Annotated in this window: 10 protein-coding genes; 7 read left to right on the top strand and 3 right to left on the bottom strand. The window is 65.6% G+C overall.

Features of this window, described 5'->3' with window-relative positions:
* Positions 1-144: 144 nt before the first annotated feature.
* Complete coding sequence (locus HLH36_RS12100) at positions 145-2,850, bottom strand: TonB-dependent receptor plug domain-containing protein (protein WP_338030446.1); 2,706 nt, start codon at positions 2,848-2,850, stop codon at positions 145-147.
* Positions 2,851-3,400: 550 nt separating this feature from the next.
* Here HLH36_RS12100 and bluB point away from each other — a divergent pair.
* From bluB to HLH36_RS12075, 5 genes are all read left to right on the top strand, one after another.
* A complete protein-coding gene (gene bluB, locus HLH36_RS12095) occupies positions 3,401-4,024 on the top strand; it encodes a 5,6-dimethylbenzimidazole synthase (protein ID WP_182986624.1) in 624 nt (207 codons plus the stop codon).
* A 272-nt stretch (positions 4,025-4,296) separates the two neighbouring features.
* On the top strand, positions 4,297-4,995 hold the full coding sequence (locus HLH36_RS12090; RefSeq protein WP_182986623.1) for a response regulator transcription factor: 699 nt from the start codon (positions 4,297-4,299) through the stop codon (positions 4,993-4,995).
* Position 4,996: 1 nt separating this feature from the next.
* On the top strand, positions 4,997-6,406 hold the full coding sequence (locus tag HLH36_RS12085) for a HAMP domain-containing sensor histidine kinase (protein ID WP_182986622.1): 1,410 nt from the start codon (positions 4,997-4,999) through the stop codon (positions 6,404-6,406).
* A 249-nt stretch (positions 6,407-6,655) separates the two neighbouring features.
* A complete protein-coding gene (locus HLH36_RS12080) occupies positions 6,656-9,412 on the top strand; it encodes a TonB-dependent receptor (RefSeq protein ID WP_182986621.1) in 2,757 nt (918 codons plus the stop codon).
* 61 nt (positions 9,413-9,473) lie between these two features.
* Positions 9,474-10,484, top strand: coding sequence for a YncE family protein (locus HLH36_RS12075; protein ID WP_220792819.1), 1,011 nt, complete (start codon positions 9,474-9,476; stop codon positions 10,482-10,484).
* A 159-nt stretch (positions 10,485-10,643) separates the two neighbouring features.
* Here HLH36_RS12075 and HLH36_RS20075 read toward each other — a convergent pair whose 3' ends face one another.
* Complete coding sequence (locus HLH36_RS20075; protein WP_182986620.1) at positions 10,644-13,505, bottom strand: glycosyltransferase; 2,862 nt, start codon at positions 13,503-13,505, stop codon at positions 10,644-10,646.
* 199 nt (positions 13,506-13,704) lie between these two features.
* Here HLH36_RS20075 and HLH36_RS12065 point away from each other — a divergent pair, with 199 nt between their 5' ends.
* Both HLH36_RS12065 and HLH36_RS12060 read left to right on the top strand, forming a co-directional pair.
* Entirely contained in the window at positions 13,705-15,054 is a 1,350-nt protein-coding gene (locus HLH36_RS12065) for a calcium-binding protein (protein WP_182986619.1), read from the top strand.
* 9 nt (positions 15,055-15,063) lie between these two features.
* Complete coding sequence (locus HLH36_RS12060) at positions 15,064-17,787, top strand: glycosyltransferase (protein ID WP_182986618.1); 2,724 nt, start codon at positions 15,064-15,066, stop codon at positions 17,785-17,787.
* Here HLH36_RS12060 and HLH36_RS12055 read toward each other — a convergent pair.
* Complete coding sequence (locus HLH36_RS12055; RefSeq protein WP_182986617.1) at positions 17,696-18,616, bottom strand: rhamnan synthesis F family protein; 921 nt, start codon at positions 18,614-18,616, stop codon at positions 17,696-17,698. The genes HLH36_RS12060 and HLH36_RS12055 overlap by 92 nt on opposite strands.
* Positions 18,617-18,753: the final 137 nt, after the last annotated feature.

Genomic DNA, 18,753 nt, shown 5'->3' with positions numbered 1-18,753 from the left:
CCTTTCCCGGCCCGCAGGCTGGAAATCCAGCCGCCTCGATGAGGGCCGCGACGAATCCGGAAATGTACAAAACAGGAAATAGGCCGATATGGGCGTGCCCTGCCTGCCGGCTGGCGATACCGATCGGCCCCGTTGCCCCTGGTCTTACTGGAGTTCGAAGCGAATGCCGCCGCGGAAGGTCCGTCCGAGGAGGCTGCTGTAGGTGCTGTCGGCGGCGAGGCCGCTTTCGGGCACGATGACCGGACCCGCATTGGCCAGGTTGGTGACATTCAGGAAGACCTGCATGTTTCCGAAATTACTGTATTTGAGCTTGTAGGTGAAGTTCATGTCGAAATAGAAGGTGCCCTTGACATGATTGTCGTCGATCGTGGGGAAGTAGGCGTTGTAGGCGGGGCAACTGGTGGTGCATTGCACGTAGCTGTTCGAATAGTTGCCGGCGCTGATGCCGCGGGCGACGGCGGTGACGTTGAAGCGGGACGTGTCGTAGGACGCCGAGAAGCGATAGATCCATTTCGGCGGTCCGGTGGTGATGTCACCCGCCGTATCGATCGCGGGGCTGAGGCCGGAATCGGCGACATAGCTGAGATAGTTGCTGGCCTGGCCGTGCAGCGTGAAGAGTCCGTCCGCCTTGGGGAAGATACGACGGACCGGGAACTGGTATGTCGCATCGATGTCGATGCCGCTGGTCGTGATCTGGCTGAAGTTGAAGGGGCTGGCGCTGAAGAGCAGGTCGCGCTGTCCCGAGGGGTCCGGGCGGAAGGCGGAGCAGAAGCTCTGATTGCCCTGGTAGCACTGATCGATGATATCCTGCGAGTAGAACTGCTGGATGGCGTTTTTCAGCCTGGTGTGGAACCAGTCCACCGAGATGGAAAGACCGGGCGCGAAGCGCGGCGTGATGACCGAACCGACCACCGTGGTATCGGCTTTTTCGGGCTTGAGCTGGCTATTGCCCGTCGTCGTTTCCAGGACGGTGTCGGTGTTTCCGGTCCAGGGGTCCAGGACGGAGGTCGTGCGCGACGTTCCGGCCTGGTACAGCTCGTTGATGTTCGGGGCGCGGATGTCGCGCGATCGGGTGGCACGGAACAGGATATCCGGGACGGGCTGCCAGACGGCGCCGATTTTCCATGTCGTGACGTAGCCGGACGTGGAGTAGTCGGTGCCGCGCACCGCGCCGTTGAAGGAAAGCCCCTTGGCAAGAGGAACGTTCGTTTCGAGATAGGCTTCCTTGACATCGTAGCTGCCGAAGGTCGGCAGGAAGTTGCCGACCGACCAGCCCGACTGATATTGCGTCGGCACGTAGCCGGATACTCTTTCGTCCCTGTATTCGCCGCCCACGGCGACGTTCACATCGCCGGCCCAGGTGGCGAAGGGCGTCATGGACAGGTTTACGCCTGAAACGATTTCCTCGAATTTTTCGTCGCGCCAGGGATTTCCCAGCGCATAGTCGATGGACGATGCCGACATCACGCCGGTGCCCAGCCAGTCGATCGGCGAGCAGCCATTGCCCGGACTGGTCAGCGTCGAACGGCATGCGACCGTGCCGGCCGGTATGCCCGCCGCATTGCCCGCGGGCGCGCGGACGGCGTCGGTCGCGTTCGCGATCCTGGACGTGTTCATGACGTTGTAGATCTGTTCGTGCGTGCGTGTGGCGCTGTACTGGGCGTAGGCGCTCCAGGATGCGCGCTTGCCGAACATGGTGAAATTGCCTTCGCCCCCGAACGTGTAGCGCTGCACGTTCCGCCGGTTGTCGGTCCTGCGATAGGGCATGTCATGGGCCGTCGTGCCCAATGTCGCGGACGAGACCCCCCGGAGCGCGTTCGGGCCCAGCGCATCCATCAGATAGGCATTGTCGCCCTTCAGCTTGACGGTGGTGAGATATTGCGGGCCGGCGTTATAGACATACTCGCTCTCGTTGTAGGCGCCTTCGGCATACAATGTCATCCACGGGGCCACATCGTAGCTGACGCGGCCGTAGAGGTTCTTGCGGTCGCTGCCGGGGGACAGGCCGATGTTGCGGCCATTGTCCGCCAGGGCATAATCGCCGCCGAGCGACGTGGTGGACGTCGAGTACGAGCCGTAACGATAGTGGTTAACGCTGCCGCCCTGTCCGAAATAGAGTCCCCTCAGCGAATTGGCGACCGGCCCGACCGACGCGTTGATGATGCCGCCCGGCAGGGCATTGTTGGTTCCGGCAGGGCCCCGCACGATATAGTAGGGCTGGCCGTTGCCTGCCGCATAGGCGGGGTTGGCCATGATCCGGTTGTTGTTCTCGTTCCATGAGCGGGTCACGCTGTAGATGCCGTCCTGGTGGGCATAGTCGCCGCTCAGCAGCACATGCCCCCTGTCGTGCGCGAAGCCGAAGCCGCCCGCGACCGAGGTCGCGTAGTTGGTGCCGTCGCCGTAGGTCGAGACGCCCGAATCGGCATTGACCTTCAGGCCGGTATAGGTCTTGTCGAGTACGAAGTTGGTCACGCCCGCGACGGCGTCCGAGCCGTATTGCGCGGATGCGCCGCCCGTCACGACGTCCACCCGCTTCACGAGCTGTTGCGGAAGCGTGTTGATATCGACGATGCCCGTGATGGCGGATGGCGCGGTACGCCGGCCGTCGAGCAGCACGAGCGAACGGACCGCGCCGAGGTTGCGCAGGTTGAGGGCATTGATGCCCGCCGTCCCGCCACTGAGCGCCAGGCGGGAATTCTGCGGCGTCGTGCTGCCGGCGAACTGGGGAAGCTCGTTGACGAGATCCGCGAGATTGTTGGTCGGCGACTGGTTCTGGATGTCGCTCAGGGTCAGGGTGCTGACGGGTGTCGGAGTCTTGGCATGCGCATTGGCAATCCGGCTTCCGGTCACTGTGATCACTTCATCGTTCGCCGATTTTCCCGAGATGGGCGCTTTGGATGAAGTATTCGCGTTTCCGCTTTTCCTGGTCCTGGTGTCCTTGTTTTCCGTATCCGACACGGGCGCGGCAGAGGCCGTGTTGAGGGAAATAACGGCTGCTCCGACGAGAAGTGATATTCTGCGTAGACGCCGAGTGACGATCATAAAAATATCCCCCACACGCGCACGGCGACCGCGTACCATTTCATTGTGATTTCATATCAAATGTAAATTCGGGGATGAGTTATGTCGATATCGAAATTACACGTACTCAATAACCCTAGGTTAAGGGCCGGGCCGCGCATTTATGCCGGCCGCGTGGCCGGCGTGCCGTGGCTCAACGGCACCGCGCCGGATCCGCAGGCCGGCCGACCTTGCACGCGGACTGGCCTTGTATTGCCGGGTCATGGTGATGCCGGCCACCCTCATGGCCCTCATCATCCTTCTGAACGGCTTGCCATGATACACGATCAGGGCGGGCAGGGCTGGACAGACCTGCCCGCCGGCCTGAAAGACTGACGCGATGGAATTCACGGAATCTGACATCTCCACCCTGAATCGTATCCTGCGCTGGCGCCGAGATGTCCGCCATTTTCGCCGCGACCCGATCGACGAGCCGGTCATCGCGCGGCTCCGCGAGGCGATGGATCTGGCGCCATCGGTCGGCAATGCCCGGCCCTGGCGTGTCATCCGCGTCGACAGTCCCGCATTGCGTGCCGCCGTGCGTGCCGATTTCAACCGCTGTAACGCCGAGGCGGCCAGGGCCTATGGCGGACGGCAGCACGAGGATTATCTGCGCCTGAAGCTCGCCGGGCTGGATCATGCGCCGCTGCAACTCGCGGTCTTCACCGTGTCCGATCCCGCAGAAGGCCACGCGTTGGGGCGCCGGTCCATGCCGGATACATTGAGCGCCTCGACGAACATGGCGATTCACACCCTATGGCTGGCCGCAAGAGTGGAAAATCTGGGCCTGGGCATGGTGTCCATTCTCGATCCCAAGGTCATGGAGCAGATCTTCGATTGCCCTGCCGAATGGCGGTTTTCCGCCTATCTCTGTATCGGCCATTCGGAATGCGATGATAACATGCCCCTGCTGCACCGCGTCGGCTGGCAGGAGAACCATACCCACCCATGGGAGATACGCTGAGTTTTCCATCGCCTCGCCATAGGCCAGCGTCGAGGGCGCGGCGCCGAGCTGGCGCGGGAATGAAACGTGGGTCACGAACAGCCCGATCCGGCATTTGGTGATCTTGCCGGCAGACCCGGTATATTGCCGTTCCACCCCGCACGGGGGATGCCGCGGACGACGGATTAACAATACCCAATCTTTCCGGGAGCCTCTTGTGCCCCTTATCCTCGCGTTCATAATTATGGCCACGTCGGAAATCAGATTGTGACCATCCCATGCCGAGCGGCTGCATGACCAATGAATGGGCCGCTGCCGCTCCGGAAATCCTTTGGGTGGAGGATGATCGGCAGACCGTCGCCTATGTCATTGGATCCGGGCATCTTGCCCATATCGCGATCACGGTGGCCGAGGACGGGAAACGCGGGCGGGCACTGGCGCTGGCGGGCGGGTGGGACTGCATCATTCTGGATCGCCGCCTGCCTGGTGGCGACGGTCTGGCGATCCTGGCCGACCTGCGCGCTATGGGAATGCTGGTGCCCGTCCTGATCCTGACGACCATGGACGGTATCCAGGACCGTGTGACGGGACTGCGACGCGGGGCTGACGATTATCTTGTCAAACCGTTCTCGATCCGCGAATTGTCGGCTCGCCTGGACGTCCTGATGCGCCGGTTGCGGCCCCCGTCCCAGGCGATGCGGCTGATTTTCGCGGATATCGAGGTCGATCTTGTCGCACGCCAGGCGTACCGCGCGGGAAAAAAACTGTTCATTCAGGATCAGGAATTGAAACTCCTAGAATATTTCATGCGCCATCCGAATATTGTCCTGTCGCACGAGATGCTGTTGCAGGCCGTCTGGGACATCGATTTCCCGATCCGCACCAACCTGCTGGAATCGAATGTCAGCCGTCTTCGGGACCGGCTGGGCCGGGACGCTCCATCCCTGATCCATACAGTACGGGGACAGGGTTACATGCTGCGAGTCCAATGATATGGACGGGCAGGCGGGTGGAACCCCGTGGAAGCTGTCCGTCCTGCGCAGTTCGTCCTTCCGCATCGTCGCCCTGTTCGCCGCTTGCTGCTTTATCTGCGGAATGACGGTCACCGCGCTGTCCGGCTATCGCAGCCTGCATTCGCTGACCCGGCAGATCCACGAAGCCGTCGCCAATGAACGGGATGAGGCACTGTCGGGTGTATCCAGCCGTGATGTCGCGCATCTCACGTCCGCCATCCGCTCGGCGATCCGGTCCGATCCCACCGTCTATTATCTTCTGCAGGACGCGCACGGGCGGACCGTGGCCGGCAACATGCGCGACCTGCCGCGCATCGACGGCCCGCGTCATCTGTCCTGGACCTGGTTTCCGCTGCCGCCGGACGGACATCCGGTCGTTGGCCAGGGACAGGTGCTGGACGACGGCGGATATTTCTTCGTCGGCATGGACGGCGCGTCCCTGCGCTCCATGCGGCGTGACGTATGGCTCACACTGGTCTGGAGCGGCGGGGGGTTCCTCCTGATCGGCCTTGGCGGCGGCTTCGTCCTGAGCCGCCTGGTGTTGCGGCGGATCGAGACCATCAGCCAGACTGCGCGCGATATCATGCGCGGCGACATTTCGCGCCGCATCGTCCTGAACGCGACGAACGACGAATTCGAACATCTGGCCGGCAGCCTCAACGCCATGCTCGACAGGAATGAGGCGCAGATCGCCAGCATCCGCCAGGTCACGAACGATATCGCGCACGACATGCGTCGTCCGCTGGCGCGCCTGGGCGAGCAACTGGACATGGCCGCCGAGGCCACGGCGCCGCAGGACCGCGTGCGCGCGATCACGCGGTCGATGGCCTGTCTCGACGAGGCGCTGGAGATCTTCTCCACGCTGCTCAAGCTGGCGCAGATCGAGGCCGACGACAGGGCGCCCGACCCCCAGAGACTGCCGATCGCCGATCTTCTGGCGTCTCTCGCCGGTCTCTACGGCCCGGTGGCCGAGGATCACGGACAAACGCTGGTCCTGGTCCCGCCGGAAGGCGGACTGGAACTGGACGGCAACCGCGTCCTGCTGACCCAGGTGCTGGCGAACCTGATCGAGAACGCGATCAACCATTCCCCCGCGGGAACCCGGATCACGGTCACCGCGCGGCGGGCGGGCGGGAAGGTCGTCCTGGCCGTTGCCGATACCGGCCCGGGCATTCCGGCGCATGAGCGCGAGCGTGTGTTCGGCAAGATGGTCCGTCTGGACGGCAGCCGTGCCACGCCGGGAACGGGCCTGGGGCTGAGCATGGTGCGCGCGATCGTCCGTCTTCATGGTGGTGAGATCAGGCTGCTGGACAATGCGCCGCATGGCCTGCGCTGCGAAGTGACCATGCCGGCCACCACCGGACGCGCACCGGAATGGCTGGTAAGTTAACAATGCCCAACATAGATTAAGTATTGCTACACTTTGGACTGTAACCCAATCTTCATGCGCAAATATTGTAAAAAACTGTAATTGGCTGTTCGCGGATATGGTTTTGGCGGAGACCGGTAAGGCGCCGTCCGAGAGTGCCGCACTCTATATTTACCGGTTAAAAGGTGTCTTATGCAGTATTCTGCTCATCGCAAGGTATGTCGGTACGGTAGTCTCGCCATTTCTTTGACTTTGATGGCCGGAGTTTCCATGCCGGCATCCGCGCGCGCCGGCGACGGCACCAGTCACCAGGACCCGCTGGCGAAGGGCGGCAAGGCCGGGACGCGCAAGCACATGGTGGCCCGCCATGCCCACCGCACGGCCCAACCCGCCGCCGCCGCTGCTGCCGCTGCTCCAGCCACGGCCGCCGCCATCCACGACGATGCGCCGGCCCACAATGGGGGGGCGGGCGAGAAATTCGACGTGATCGGCGCCTTGACCGGCATTGCGGCATCGAATGCGTCCGAACGCAACGCACCGAATGCGATCACCGTCCGCACGGCGGAAGAAATCCGCAAACTCCCCGATATCAACATGGCCGAGGCGATTTCGCGCATGTCGGGCGTCTCGCTCCAGACCGATACCGGAGAAGGGCGATTCGTCAATATTCGCGGTCTCGACGCGGATTTGAGCGGTGTTACGTTCGGCGGCGTGCGCGTGATGCCGTCGAACCAGGCTTCGGTCTTCGGCGGTGCCCGCGCGGTCGCGCTGGATGCGATTCCGGCCGGCATGGTGGCCTCGGTCGTCCTGACCAAGACGATGCGTCCGGACCAGGATGGCGAGGCCATGGGCGGTACGATCGACCTCGTGCCCCGCACGCAGGAACCCAACGGCAAGCCGTTCGTCGAATTTGACATCGGCGGCGGCGCCGAGCCCCTGCGCGGCACGCCGGTGGTCAACGGCCAGATCACCGCCGGAGCCAGCTTCGGCTTCGGCGGGCATCCGGGCCCCTATGGCCAGGCCGGGTCGGGCGTGGGTGGGGGTTGGGTTTCCAACCCGCGGCCGTTTTCCATCTTCGCCACGGCCGGCATGTATAACGACCAGCGCGGCGTCGACGATGTGGAAGAGGCGTATTCCGACCAGCAATCCCTGGGCTATCCGGACAAGCTGCTCTCGACGATCGACATGCGGCGCTATCAGTATTTTCGCCGCCGCTACAATCGGGGCGGCGAACTGGATTTCGATCCGAACCGAGACAATCATTTCTTCGTCCGATTCGCGGAATCGGGCTATCACGAAGGGTATCACCGGTACAGCCTGATCGCGAACGGCCTGGATTCGGGCGCCGGGGACGGCAATTGTCCTGCGCCCTATAATTGTCTTGCCGGTACGAACCAGGCCGGATTCGTCGCCCCGCAGGCGACCTTTCAGAAACAGGCTGTCGAGCGCCTGAACACGGTCCAGAACGACATGGCGACCTGGGGAGGGCGGAACACGATCGGCCGGGTCAGGATCGACTATCATGGAGCCTGGTCGCATGGCGACGGCAATTTCCCGCTGGCCCGGACGGCCACCTTCACCGACATGTCCGGCCCGACCGCCGTCGGCTACAACAATATGGCCACTCCCAACCAGCCGACGCTTGCCGCACTGGATGGCACAGGCTACGCGAACCGCGATTACAGGCTGACCAGCCTCGCGGACAATATGCAGAAAAATTCCGACAATGAATGGTCGGGCGGTGCCAACGCCCTGATCCCGCTGGACGTCCTGCGCAATCAGAGTTCGTTGAAGGTCGGCGTCCTGGTCCGTCTGCGTCGTCGCACCACGTCCCAGGATAGCAGGCACTGGACCGGCGACGGCACGATCCCGCTGTCCAGCTTCGCCTACGGTCCGGACAATCTTTATTACAAGAACCAATATAATATCGGCCCGTTCGTGGACAGCGCCGGGATTTACGCCCTTGCCGGTACGCCCGCCCTGCCCCAGTCCGACCCGGCGGGCGACGCGATTTCCAGCCTGCAGGGAACGCAGCTCGACCACGAAAATGTCTATGCCGGCTATTTCCAGTATGAAGGGAACATCTCCGAGGCACTCCATGTCATGGCCGGCATGCGTTTCGAGGCGACGAACGGACATTACCAGGGCGTTCTGACGACGATCGACGCCAATGGCAATACAGTGCTCTCCCCGGCGACAGTCAGGCAGAATTATTTCAACTACCTGCCGGATATCGAATTCCGTTACACCTTCATGCCGCGCCTGATCGGGCGGCTGTCCTATTCCACCGCGCTGGCGCGTCCCGGATTCAACCAGAATACCGCCTCCACGACCGTCGATGCCAGCTCGGGCACCATCTCGCGCGGTAATCCCGGCCTGCCGGCCATGACGAGCGACGCCTTCGATGCATCGCTCGAATATTATACCGGCAATGGAGGGCTGATCTCCGTCGGCGCCTTCGACAAGGAAATCAGCAACTACATCATGCCGCGGCAGGATCGTTACGTGAATTACGGCGGCCTGACCGGCATCGTGAACGTCGTCAGCTGGAAAAATATTCCTCATGCCCAGGCCTACGGTTTCGAGGCCGTCTATAACCAGAAATTCGCGTTCCTGCCGAGCATCCTGAAATATACGGGGTTCGAGGGAAATTATACCTGGATCAACTCGACCGGGCAGGTCCATCCCGGTATCGACGCGCCGCTGCCATCCACCTCGAACAACAATATCAATGCGGCGCTCTATTACGAGGACCCGAAATTCAGCATCCGCGTCGGCGTCAACTATGTCTCGCGCAACCTGTTCGCGATCGGCGGTTCCCAGGCCACCGATATCTGGACGGCGGACCGCCTGCGCGTCGACATGTCGGCGTCCTATTCCATCACGAAAAACCTGGCGCTCTATGCCTCGGTCAAGAATCTGACCAATACGCCGTTGAAGTTCATCGAAGGTACCAGCGACAGCCGGCCCATCCAGCGCGAGGTCTATTACGAGACCGTGCTGGGCGGCGTGCGCGGGCATTTCTGAGCCGGGGCGTCGGTCGACGCGTCACGGCACGACAGTATATCGGAAATCTGGAGAATATGACATGAAGCGTGGATTGAAATCGATCGGATGGGGCTTCGTGGCCGGCATGGTCGCGGCATGCGCCTGCGCGGCGCCGGCTGCCCGGGCCGGCGACCTGCCGGGGCCGGACGGCAATTACGACTATGCGGCATTCGATCGCGGGACGGGCCACCTGTATGTCGCGCGGGCGACCTCCGTGACGGATTACGACCTGAAGAACGGGAAGGCCGCCGTCAGCATCGGGCAGATTCAGCATGGCCATGCCGTGCTGCCCTTGAAGGGCCGCACGGATCTGCTGGTGACGAGCGGTGACGACGATACCGTTCGTTTCATCGACAGGACAGACGGACATGAAACGGGCCGCGTCGCCGTCGGCCGCAAGCCGGATGGCGCCGTCATCGACGAGCGACACGGACGGGCATTCGTGATGAACGCCAAAGGCGGTACGGTGTCGGTCATCGACCTGGCATCCAGGAAGGTCACGGCCACCGTGACGCTGAAACCGGGGCTGGAATTCCCCGCGCTGGGCCAGGATGGAACGCTGTACGTCAATAACGAGGACGCCAACGAGATCGAGACGGTCGACACCGCCGCCATGGCGGCGGGGCCGGCCATCGCGCTGGGCGCGTGCACCGGGCCCAGCGGCCTGGCGTACGACAAGTCATCGGACCGGCTGATCGCGGCTTGCGCCAATGGCAAGGCCGCAATCGTCTCGGCCGGGCGAAAGACGCTGGAAGGCCTGGTCGCCATCGGCGACAGGCCGGATGCCGTCATCCTCGATGCCATGCGGCGGCGCGCCTACATCCCGTGCGGCGCCAGCGGGGAACTGGACCAGATCTCGCTGGCGGGTGCCGGCGTGCCCGGGGACGTGAAGCGCATTCCGACCGAAACGGGCGCACGCACCGGCGCCCTGGACGCCCGGACCGGCACGCTGTATCTGCCCGCCGCGCGTTTCTCGCCCCCCGCGCCCGGGCAGACGCACGGGGCCATGATCCCAGGCAGCTTTCACGTTCTGGTCGTACGCCCCGGCTGAACGCGGCATGCCGGCGCGCGGCGTTCAGCCGGTCGCCGGCGCCGGAACCTTGGGTGCCATACCGGCACGGTTCTCCTGGGGGGCCGCGCCGGTATATGGGGTGGCGGCTTGCAGACATGGCGCCCGTGCGGGATCAGCCAACGGCGAGCCGGGCGCCCGTCAGGCCCGGCTTCTCGCCTCCGGCGCGGTCAGGCGTATCCAGGGATGGCGGGCGCGCAGCAGGGCGACCACGCGTTGCTTGTGGGCCGCGCGTTCGGTCACGCCGTCGGTCATGGCGGCGTCGTGGACGCGGTATTCGGCCAGGATTTCGGGCACATGCGCTCCGGCGATGCCCCGTTCGGCCAGGCTGCACCAGAGATCGTAATCCTCCCACCCCATGGCGTCGCGGGAGACGTAATAGCCGCCGGCCGCCGCCCACGCCCATTTTGCGACCATGGCCATGGCATCGACGACATTGCCGCCGACCAGGCGCCCCGGATGCCAGGGGATATCGCCCATCACGCCGTCCGCCCGGCCGAAGCGGCGGATGATGGGATAGGCGAAGCCCGCATCCGCCTGCCGGATGGTATCCAGCAGGCGGGCGCACGCGTCGGGCAGCAGGCGGTTGTCGGCATCGAGCTGCATGACATATGGGGTTTCGGCGGCGGCCATGCCGATATTGCGGGCGCCGCCCAGCCCGGCATTGTGGCGCGCGCGCAGCAGCAGCAGGCGGTTGAAGCGCGTGCCGTGCCGGGCCATCCAGCCGCCGACCAGGGCCGCCGTATCGTCGGTCGAGGCATCGTCCACCACGATCAGGTCCAGCGGTTCGAGCGTCTGGTGGCGGACCGATTCCAGGGCCTCGATGACGTGATCGGCATACTGGTACGTGGTGATGACGATTGTGACGGCGGCATCCTGCAACTGGTCCTGGTGCAGCAATGTCTCGCTGTCGGGGATGGCGGGCACGGTGCGCACGCGGGTGGTGCCGCAGGCCAGCGCCAGCGCGCCGGCCTGCGCGGTGGCCTGGCCGCCCGCCAGGCCCGCGATCGTCAGGCCCAGCAGGGTGGCCTGGCGCTGGGGGCCGTATTCCCACAGGACCGTATGCAGCGCGTCGCGCGCCATGTGGGCGCGCAGGGATGGATCGTCCACCAGCCGGAGCAGGGCTTCTTCCCATTCCGCGTCGCTGTCGGCCAGCAGGCCGGTGACGCCGTCGCGGATCGCCGCCCGGAAGGGGGCGGTCGGCGACGCGATGGTGCAGGTTCCGGCCAGGGCGGCCTCGAAGAATTTCAGTTCGCTCTTGGCTTCGCAGAACGGATTGCCGGTTTCCAGGGGGGCGATCGAGATGTCCAGCCGCGCCAGTTCGTCGGGCAGGGCGTCCAGCGCGACCATGTCGCGCCATTCGATCTGCGATGCGCGGGCGCGCAGGGCGGGGAATTCCTCGGTCAGCAGCAGCGGGCGGCCGCCCCCCGGTTCGCGGAACAGGACCAGCCGCACCTCCGGCCGCCGGGCCATGACCGCCAGCAGCCCCGGCAGGGCGCGGGCGAAATCGCGCTGGTGGGTGCGCGATCCGGTGGCGTAGCCGATCCGCACCAGCCCGTCGGATGGGGTGGCCGCGCGGCGGCGGGCGGCCCGGCGCGACCGCTCCAGCGTGTCCTGGTCGTGGATGTTGGGCACGATCGCCGTCAGGGGGGTGTAGGGGCGCATCCGGTCGCCCAGGGTTTCGGTGGTGGCGATGGCGAGATCGCACTGGCGGAGGGTCCGCTGCATGTCGGCATACATGCGTTCGATCCGCGCCACGGGGGCGGGGCTGGTGCGGATGCCGTCGATCAGGTCGCCGCGGGCCAGTTCGGGTTTGAACACGATATCGTCGGCGTCGAAGGCCAGCAGGGCGCCGCGCGCGCGCGCCATCCGGATCAGCGTATCGACATGGCCGCTATATTCCACGCGCCACAGGACGATCAGGTCGGCCCAGAGAATGTCGTCGGGGCCGACGGCGGCGCAGTCGCGGCTTTCAGCCTGGTACCCGGCTGCGCGGCAGGCGGCTGCGTTGCGGTCGACACGGTAGATCGTGCCGGGTGTCGCCGGTTCGCCCGAGATGAACAGGACCGTGCGGATGGGCCGGCGGGCGCGTGCCGGTTCGGGAGGCGGTGTTTCCGCCGGGATGGGCTGCGGGCGTGCCAGCCGCCGGGCCAGCCGGGCCAGCCGGGCCCGCAGGGCGGGTGTGGGCGTGGGTGGTGGCGCGGAGGTGGCTGGCGTTGGAGCGTCGGGAGAAGGGGCGGCCGGCGGATCGGCGGGCGGTACGTGCCGGTTCCGTTCGAGCCGCAATTCCATGGCGTCCAGCCGGGCGCGGCTGAGGGAGGCGCGGGTCTCGGCCAGTTCCGCCCGCGCATCGGCCAGGGCGCGCCGGGTTGCCCAATGCGTGCCGATGGCGGCGAAGCGGCTGGCCAGGTTGGCGGCCACGCTATCCCCCTGCGCGCGGTTCAGGGCGTCGCAGAGGCCGGCGAGCGGTGCGCCCGGCCCGGGCAATGCCCCAGGGAATGCCCCAGGGAGTGCCAATATCAGCCCGCGGCCCAGCGGCATTGTGGCGTGCGGGATTTCGGCCAGCCAGCGGGACCATGCGGCATGCCCGTCGGTTGCGCGATCCAGCCCGTACAGCAGCAACGCACCGTGCGGTGACAGGAGCGGGGCGAGATGTTCCGGTGTCTGGTCGCCGATATCCGCCGGCGGCAACGCCACCCACAGCAGGTCGCAGGTCCCAGGACATGGACGGTCGGTCATGGCATGGACGCTCAGCGTCAGGCGCAGGCGCTGGGCCTGTGCCGTCAGGAGCGCGTGCAGGGCGGGGCGGCCGGGGGCCAGGCCGATGCTGTGGGGGCGGGCGAGGGTGACCACCCAGGCCAGGAACGGCAGCACCATAGTGATGGCGGGATCGGGGTCCAGGTCCGGCGGCGTCAGGAAATAGGGATCGAGCGCGTCGCATCCGAGCAATCCGGGCGCGTCCGGCAGCGTGTGGGCCATGGGGAGCCAATCGTCTGCATCCATCGGAATGTCGTGCGTCCCTCTTGCGGTGGCCGATGATTTTTTGATCCTGCACGACAGGATGTTAATATTTTGGGAAGGTCTCCACGCTTACATGGCCCCGTCATTCCGGGCGGGCATCCTCATGCGATGCGGCTCCGGATCGGTTTGGAATGGCTGATGACATGTCGTCGTCCGGCCAGGCAATGTCGGGGAGCGGGCTGTGGCGATTGTAACCGTGATGGGTGCCGCGGGCACCAATGTGAACGTGACGGTCGATGGCGGCGATACGCTTGCCCTGGCCAATGCCTATGCGGCGGCTCTGCGGGCAAGCGCCGGGAACAAGAATTTTTCGACCTTGCAGAATGGCTTCAATACCGCCGGCAGTACCGGTTCGGTCGGGGTGATCACGGTCGGCGGCGCCTATGCGCTGGATGGGGCCTATGTCAACATCGTGGCGGGCGCGCTGTCGGGCAGCGCGCCGGATGCCGTGCTGAGGGCGCCGGTGGCCATCGACGCCCACAAGGTCACGACCCCGGTGGATGTCATTTCCGGCACGCTGGGCGGCACGACCTTCCTGGGCGGGCCGGCTGGCGGAAGTTTTCTGGCGACGGCCGGCGACAATGTCTTCATCGGCGGGGCAGGTAACTTTACCATCAATATGGGCGCGGGCAACGATCTGGTCGTGACCGACGGCGGCAACGATACCGTCAATGCGGGAAGTGGCGACAACCGGATCTTCCTCGGTGAAGGCAACAACGATGTCGTCTCGATGGGGACGGATACCATTGTCGGCGCTCTCGGTACCCAGTCGGTGACCATCAATGCCGGCAGTTCGCTGGTCCTGCTGGGGGCGAATGCGACCGTCGTCGACAATGCCGCCGGCAGCATCGTCTCGGTGGGCGGGGGCAGCACCGTCTCCGGCGGGGCGCAGGACCGGGTTTCGTTCACCGGGTCGTCGGGCACCATCGGCGGTGCGGTTTCCGATACGATTTCCGCAGCCGGAGACCTGCAGGTTGTCCAGGGTGTCGGCAATACGATCAGCGTGACCGGCAGCCTGACCTTCCTGAACGGCACCGGCATGACCAGCGTGGTGGCCGGCCAGTCCACCATCTTCGGCGCCGCGGGCCTGAGCATGACGCTGGGGGCCTCCGGCCCGACCCTGTTCGTGGCCAATGAGGGCAACGAGACGCTGGACGGCGCGCAGGCCAGCAACCCGCTCCATGCCTTTGCGAATGGCGGCGATGTGACGTTCGTCGGCGGGACGGGCAACGATACGCTGGTGGGCGGCACCGGCAGCGCGACGATGACGGGTGGCAGCGGCGACAATCTGTTCGCCTTCACCAACGGGCCCAGCAGCGGGGGGACCGATATCATTACCGATTTCGGAAGCTCGGCCGGGAACCTGGTCGCGCTGTATCAATACGGATACCAGAACAATAACGGGTTGCAGGGCATTCTGTCCGCCGCGACCGTTGCGGGCGGCAACAGCACGATCCAGCTGAGCGACAATACGCGGATCACGTTCGTTGGCATTACCGACCTGAAGGCCAGCGACTTTACCCTGAGCTGATCGCGGCACATGGACGGTTCCGCTTCCGCTTCCGGCCTGCTGCCCGCCGACGATCCTGGCCTTGCGCAGGCCGGCGTGCGGTTGCAGGCCGCGCGGGCGGCGGACCTGCGGGCGGAACTGGACCGGTTGCGCCATCTGGTGACGCTGCAGGATCGGGCATTGTCCGGTCGTCTCATGCGTGTGGCGCGGATTGTCCGGGCGATGACGCTCGGTCGCGATCCGTTTGGTCGCCCGTTGGGCGAGGCGGCGGCGCGCCTGTGGGCCCGGGTCGGGCGCGACGGAGTCGGGCCGGCATTGGGCCATGTCGGGCGCGCGCTGTTTCCGCGCGCGTCCGGCGCCCCGTCGCGCCGGGGGCAGGAAGAGATCCTGCCCGTGGTGACGCCGGCCGACTGGACGCCCGTGATCCTGATCATCGCGGAAATCCGGCTGGCCCAATGTGCGAAATATCGTGTCTGGCAGCGCGTCGAACAGATGCGGCTCCTGGGCTGGGAATGCCGGGTGGTGGATTGGCGCCATACCGCCCAGGCGCTCGGCGCGCTGCAATTCTGTTCCGGCGTGGTGTTCTATCGCGTGCCGGCCTTCGCATCCGTGCAGGGGATGCTGGAGGAGGCGCGTCGTCTCGCCATTCCGTCCTGGTGGGAGGTCGACGATCTGATCTTCGACCGTGACCTGTATGCCCGGAATGGCAACCTGGCGACGCTGTCGAAGCAGGAGCGTGGGCAGCTTCTGTTCGGGGCGGGACTGTTCCGCGCCTGCATGCTGGGGTGTGAAAAGGGAATTGCCTCCACCCCCGTTCTGGCACAGGCGATGCTGGATGCCGGCGTGGTGGACGTGGCCGTCATCGACAACGCACTTGATGCGGAAACGCTGGATGCGGCGGAGTCGGCTCTGGCATCCCTGCCGCGCCGGGCGGACGATGAGGGCGGGCCGGTCGTCGTGATCTACGGATCGGGCACGCGCACGCATGATGCCGATTTTCTTGTGGCGGCGCCAGGGCTGATCGCGGCGATGGCGGAAGATGCGCGGCTGGTCCTGTGGATTGTGGGCGAGCTGGCATTGCCGCCCGCGATACGGGCGTTGGGTGAGCGGGTCGTGGTGATGCCCGGCCGGCCCTATGCGGAGTATCTGGCGCTGATGGCGCGCGCGGATATCGCGATCGCGCCTCTGGAAGACAGCGTCTTCAATGATGCGAAGAGCAACATCAAATATCTGGAAGCTGCTGCTGTCGGGGTGCCGCTGGTCTGTTCGCCCCGGCGGGCTTTTGCCGATGTGATCGTCGATGGCCACACCGGTTGTCTGGCCGCGCGCGAAGCGGACTGGACGCGTGCGCTGCTGGCGCTGGCGGGCGATGGGGCGCTGCGGCGCGCCATGGGGGAGCGGGCGCGCGCCGATATCATGGCGCGCTATGCCCCCGCGCGGGTGGCGCAGGCGCAGGTGCGGGCGGCATTCGGCGCGCCGCCGCCCGTGGTCCGCGACGGGCGGTTGAGGGTGTTGTGCGTGAATGTCTATTACCCGCCGAGGGCTTTCGGCGGGGCGACGCATGTTGCCGTGGAAATGGTCGAGCGGTTGCAGGCCAGCGGGCGGGCCGCGCTGTCGGTTTTCACCGCCCGGCCGGGTCATGGGGGCGATCCGGACCGTCCGGCGGCGGCGGCGCGCTATACGCATCGCGGCGTGCCGGTGGTGGCGGTCGATCTGCCGGAGACGGCCGATGGCATCATGATGTTTCATCATCCGGCGGCCGCCGTGCTGTTCGACCAGCATGTCGCGGCGTTTCGTCCCGATGTGGTCCATCTTCATGCCACCCAGGGGCTGGGCGTGGGGCTGGTAGATGTGTGCCGGGCGCGGGGCATTCCTTATGTCATCACGCTGCATGATTCCTGGTGGTTGTGCGACCGGCAGTTCATGGTGCGCGCGGATGGGCGGTTCTGCGGCCAGAAACGGATCGATCTTCGGGCCTGCCAGCGCTGCCAGTCGGAGGCACGGCATCTGGAGGATCGGGCGGCGCTGGCGGGGGCCGCGCTGCGCGATGCAGCACTCCTGCTCAGCCCCAGCGCCACGCATCGCGACCTGCATCTGGCCAATGGTGTCGATCCGGCGCGGATCGTGGTGCATCGCAACGGCTTTCGCTGGCCGGTCGGGCGCAGGTCGCGGCGGCCGGCCGGCAGCCCGCTGCGTTTCGGCTATGTCGGGGGTGTGGAGGCGGTGAAGGGTTATCCGCTGATCCGTGCCGCGTTCGAGGCGCTGGGGCGGGGGGACTGGGTGCTGCGCCTGGTCGACAACAAGACGGTGCTGGGCATGAACACGGTCGACGTCGCCGACTGGCGGGCGCAGGGCACGGTCGAGGTGGTGCCGGCCTATGATGACGGGACGATCGATGCCTTCTTCGATTCCATCGACGTCCTGCTGTTTCCGTCATGCTGGCCGGAAAGCTATGGCCTGACCGTACGCGAGGCCCTGGCCCGCGATGTATGGGTTGTTGCCTCGGCGCCGGGGGGGCAGGCGGAGGATATCGTGGCCGGCGTGAACGGCACCCTGATCGGGCTGACGGCCGATGCGAACGCGCTTGTGGCGGCGGTGACGGAACTGCTGGACCGGCCGGACCGTCTGGCGGGCCATGTCAATCCCTGCAAGAGCCAGTTGGCTACCTGGCAACAGCAGGCGGAGACATTGCTGGAACTGCTGCGGGGGGCCGCCGGGTCATGGCCCGAAGGATCGCCGGCCAGTCCCGGCTGAGCAGCAGGAACAGCAGGCGGCTTTTCCACCCGGCCATGCAGGCGGTGTCGGGCCGGCCACGCAGCATGTCGTCGATCCAGGCGGCGGGGAAATGATCGCGTTGCGCCAGCAGGCCGCGCCAGGCGCCTGTCCAGCCGATTCCACATGGATTGTCGCGCAGAAGCTCGATCTTGATGAAGGGGGTGTCGGGCGCGCGCGCGATCGACAGCCAGTCGATATGCATCGGATTGACGGGGACGAGGCGGCGCGGCCCCCGTGCGGTGTCGGCCCAGGCCGAGGCGGCGCGCAGGCCCGCCGCGCGGATGGCGGTGCCCAGGCCCATTTCGCCGTGCAGGATGATCTCGTCCTTGTTCATCTCGGCGAATGGCAGGGCGAGGACGCGCTGGATGGCCGGGTGGGCGAGCGCATCGGCGCCGAAACACAGGAACCAGGATTGCAGATGCCAGACCGGAAAGCGGGATTCGACGAGGCCCCAGACATCGGCGGAGCGCGCCATCATGCGCTCCAGGACCGGTGCCAGGGGACGCAGCGGGCCGAACACGCTGTCATTGGCAAGGATGATCCGTTCGGCGCCCCTGGCGCAGCCGGCGGCCAGAAGATCCTGCCATGCGCCGAAATCCATGCCGCGATTGGGCCGGAGATGCGGCGTGATGCCCCGCTCCGCGCAGAAGCGGGCGATGTCCGCCGACAGGTCGCGGGCCCCCGAAAGGGCGAGATGGACCGTCATGCCGCTGGCGGCGAACTCGCCCAGGTAATGGCGGACATGTGGGCGCAGCAGGCCTGCCGGGTCGTATTGGGCGAACAGGCAGGTGACGCGCGGCCGGGTCATCGGACGAAAAGTGGTGCGGGGCCGTTATCTTTCATCGTCTCTTGTCCAGTTTTCCGCGAAATCGGGCAGTTTCGGGAAGGGGTGGCTATTTCGCAGTGCGTGTCAGCAAGAATTCGCATGCATCAAAGAATTTTGTG

The sequence above is a fragment of the Gluconacetobacter aggeris genome, assembly GCF_014174395.1.
Classification (GTDB): Bacteria; Pseudomonadota; Alphaproteobacteria; order Acetobacterales; family Acetobacteraceae; genus Gluconacetobacter; species Gluconacetobacter aggeris.
The sequence above is the reverse complement of the archived record's forward strand: the minus strand, read 5'-3'. Positions and strand labels throughout refer to the sequence as shown.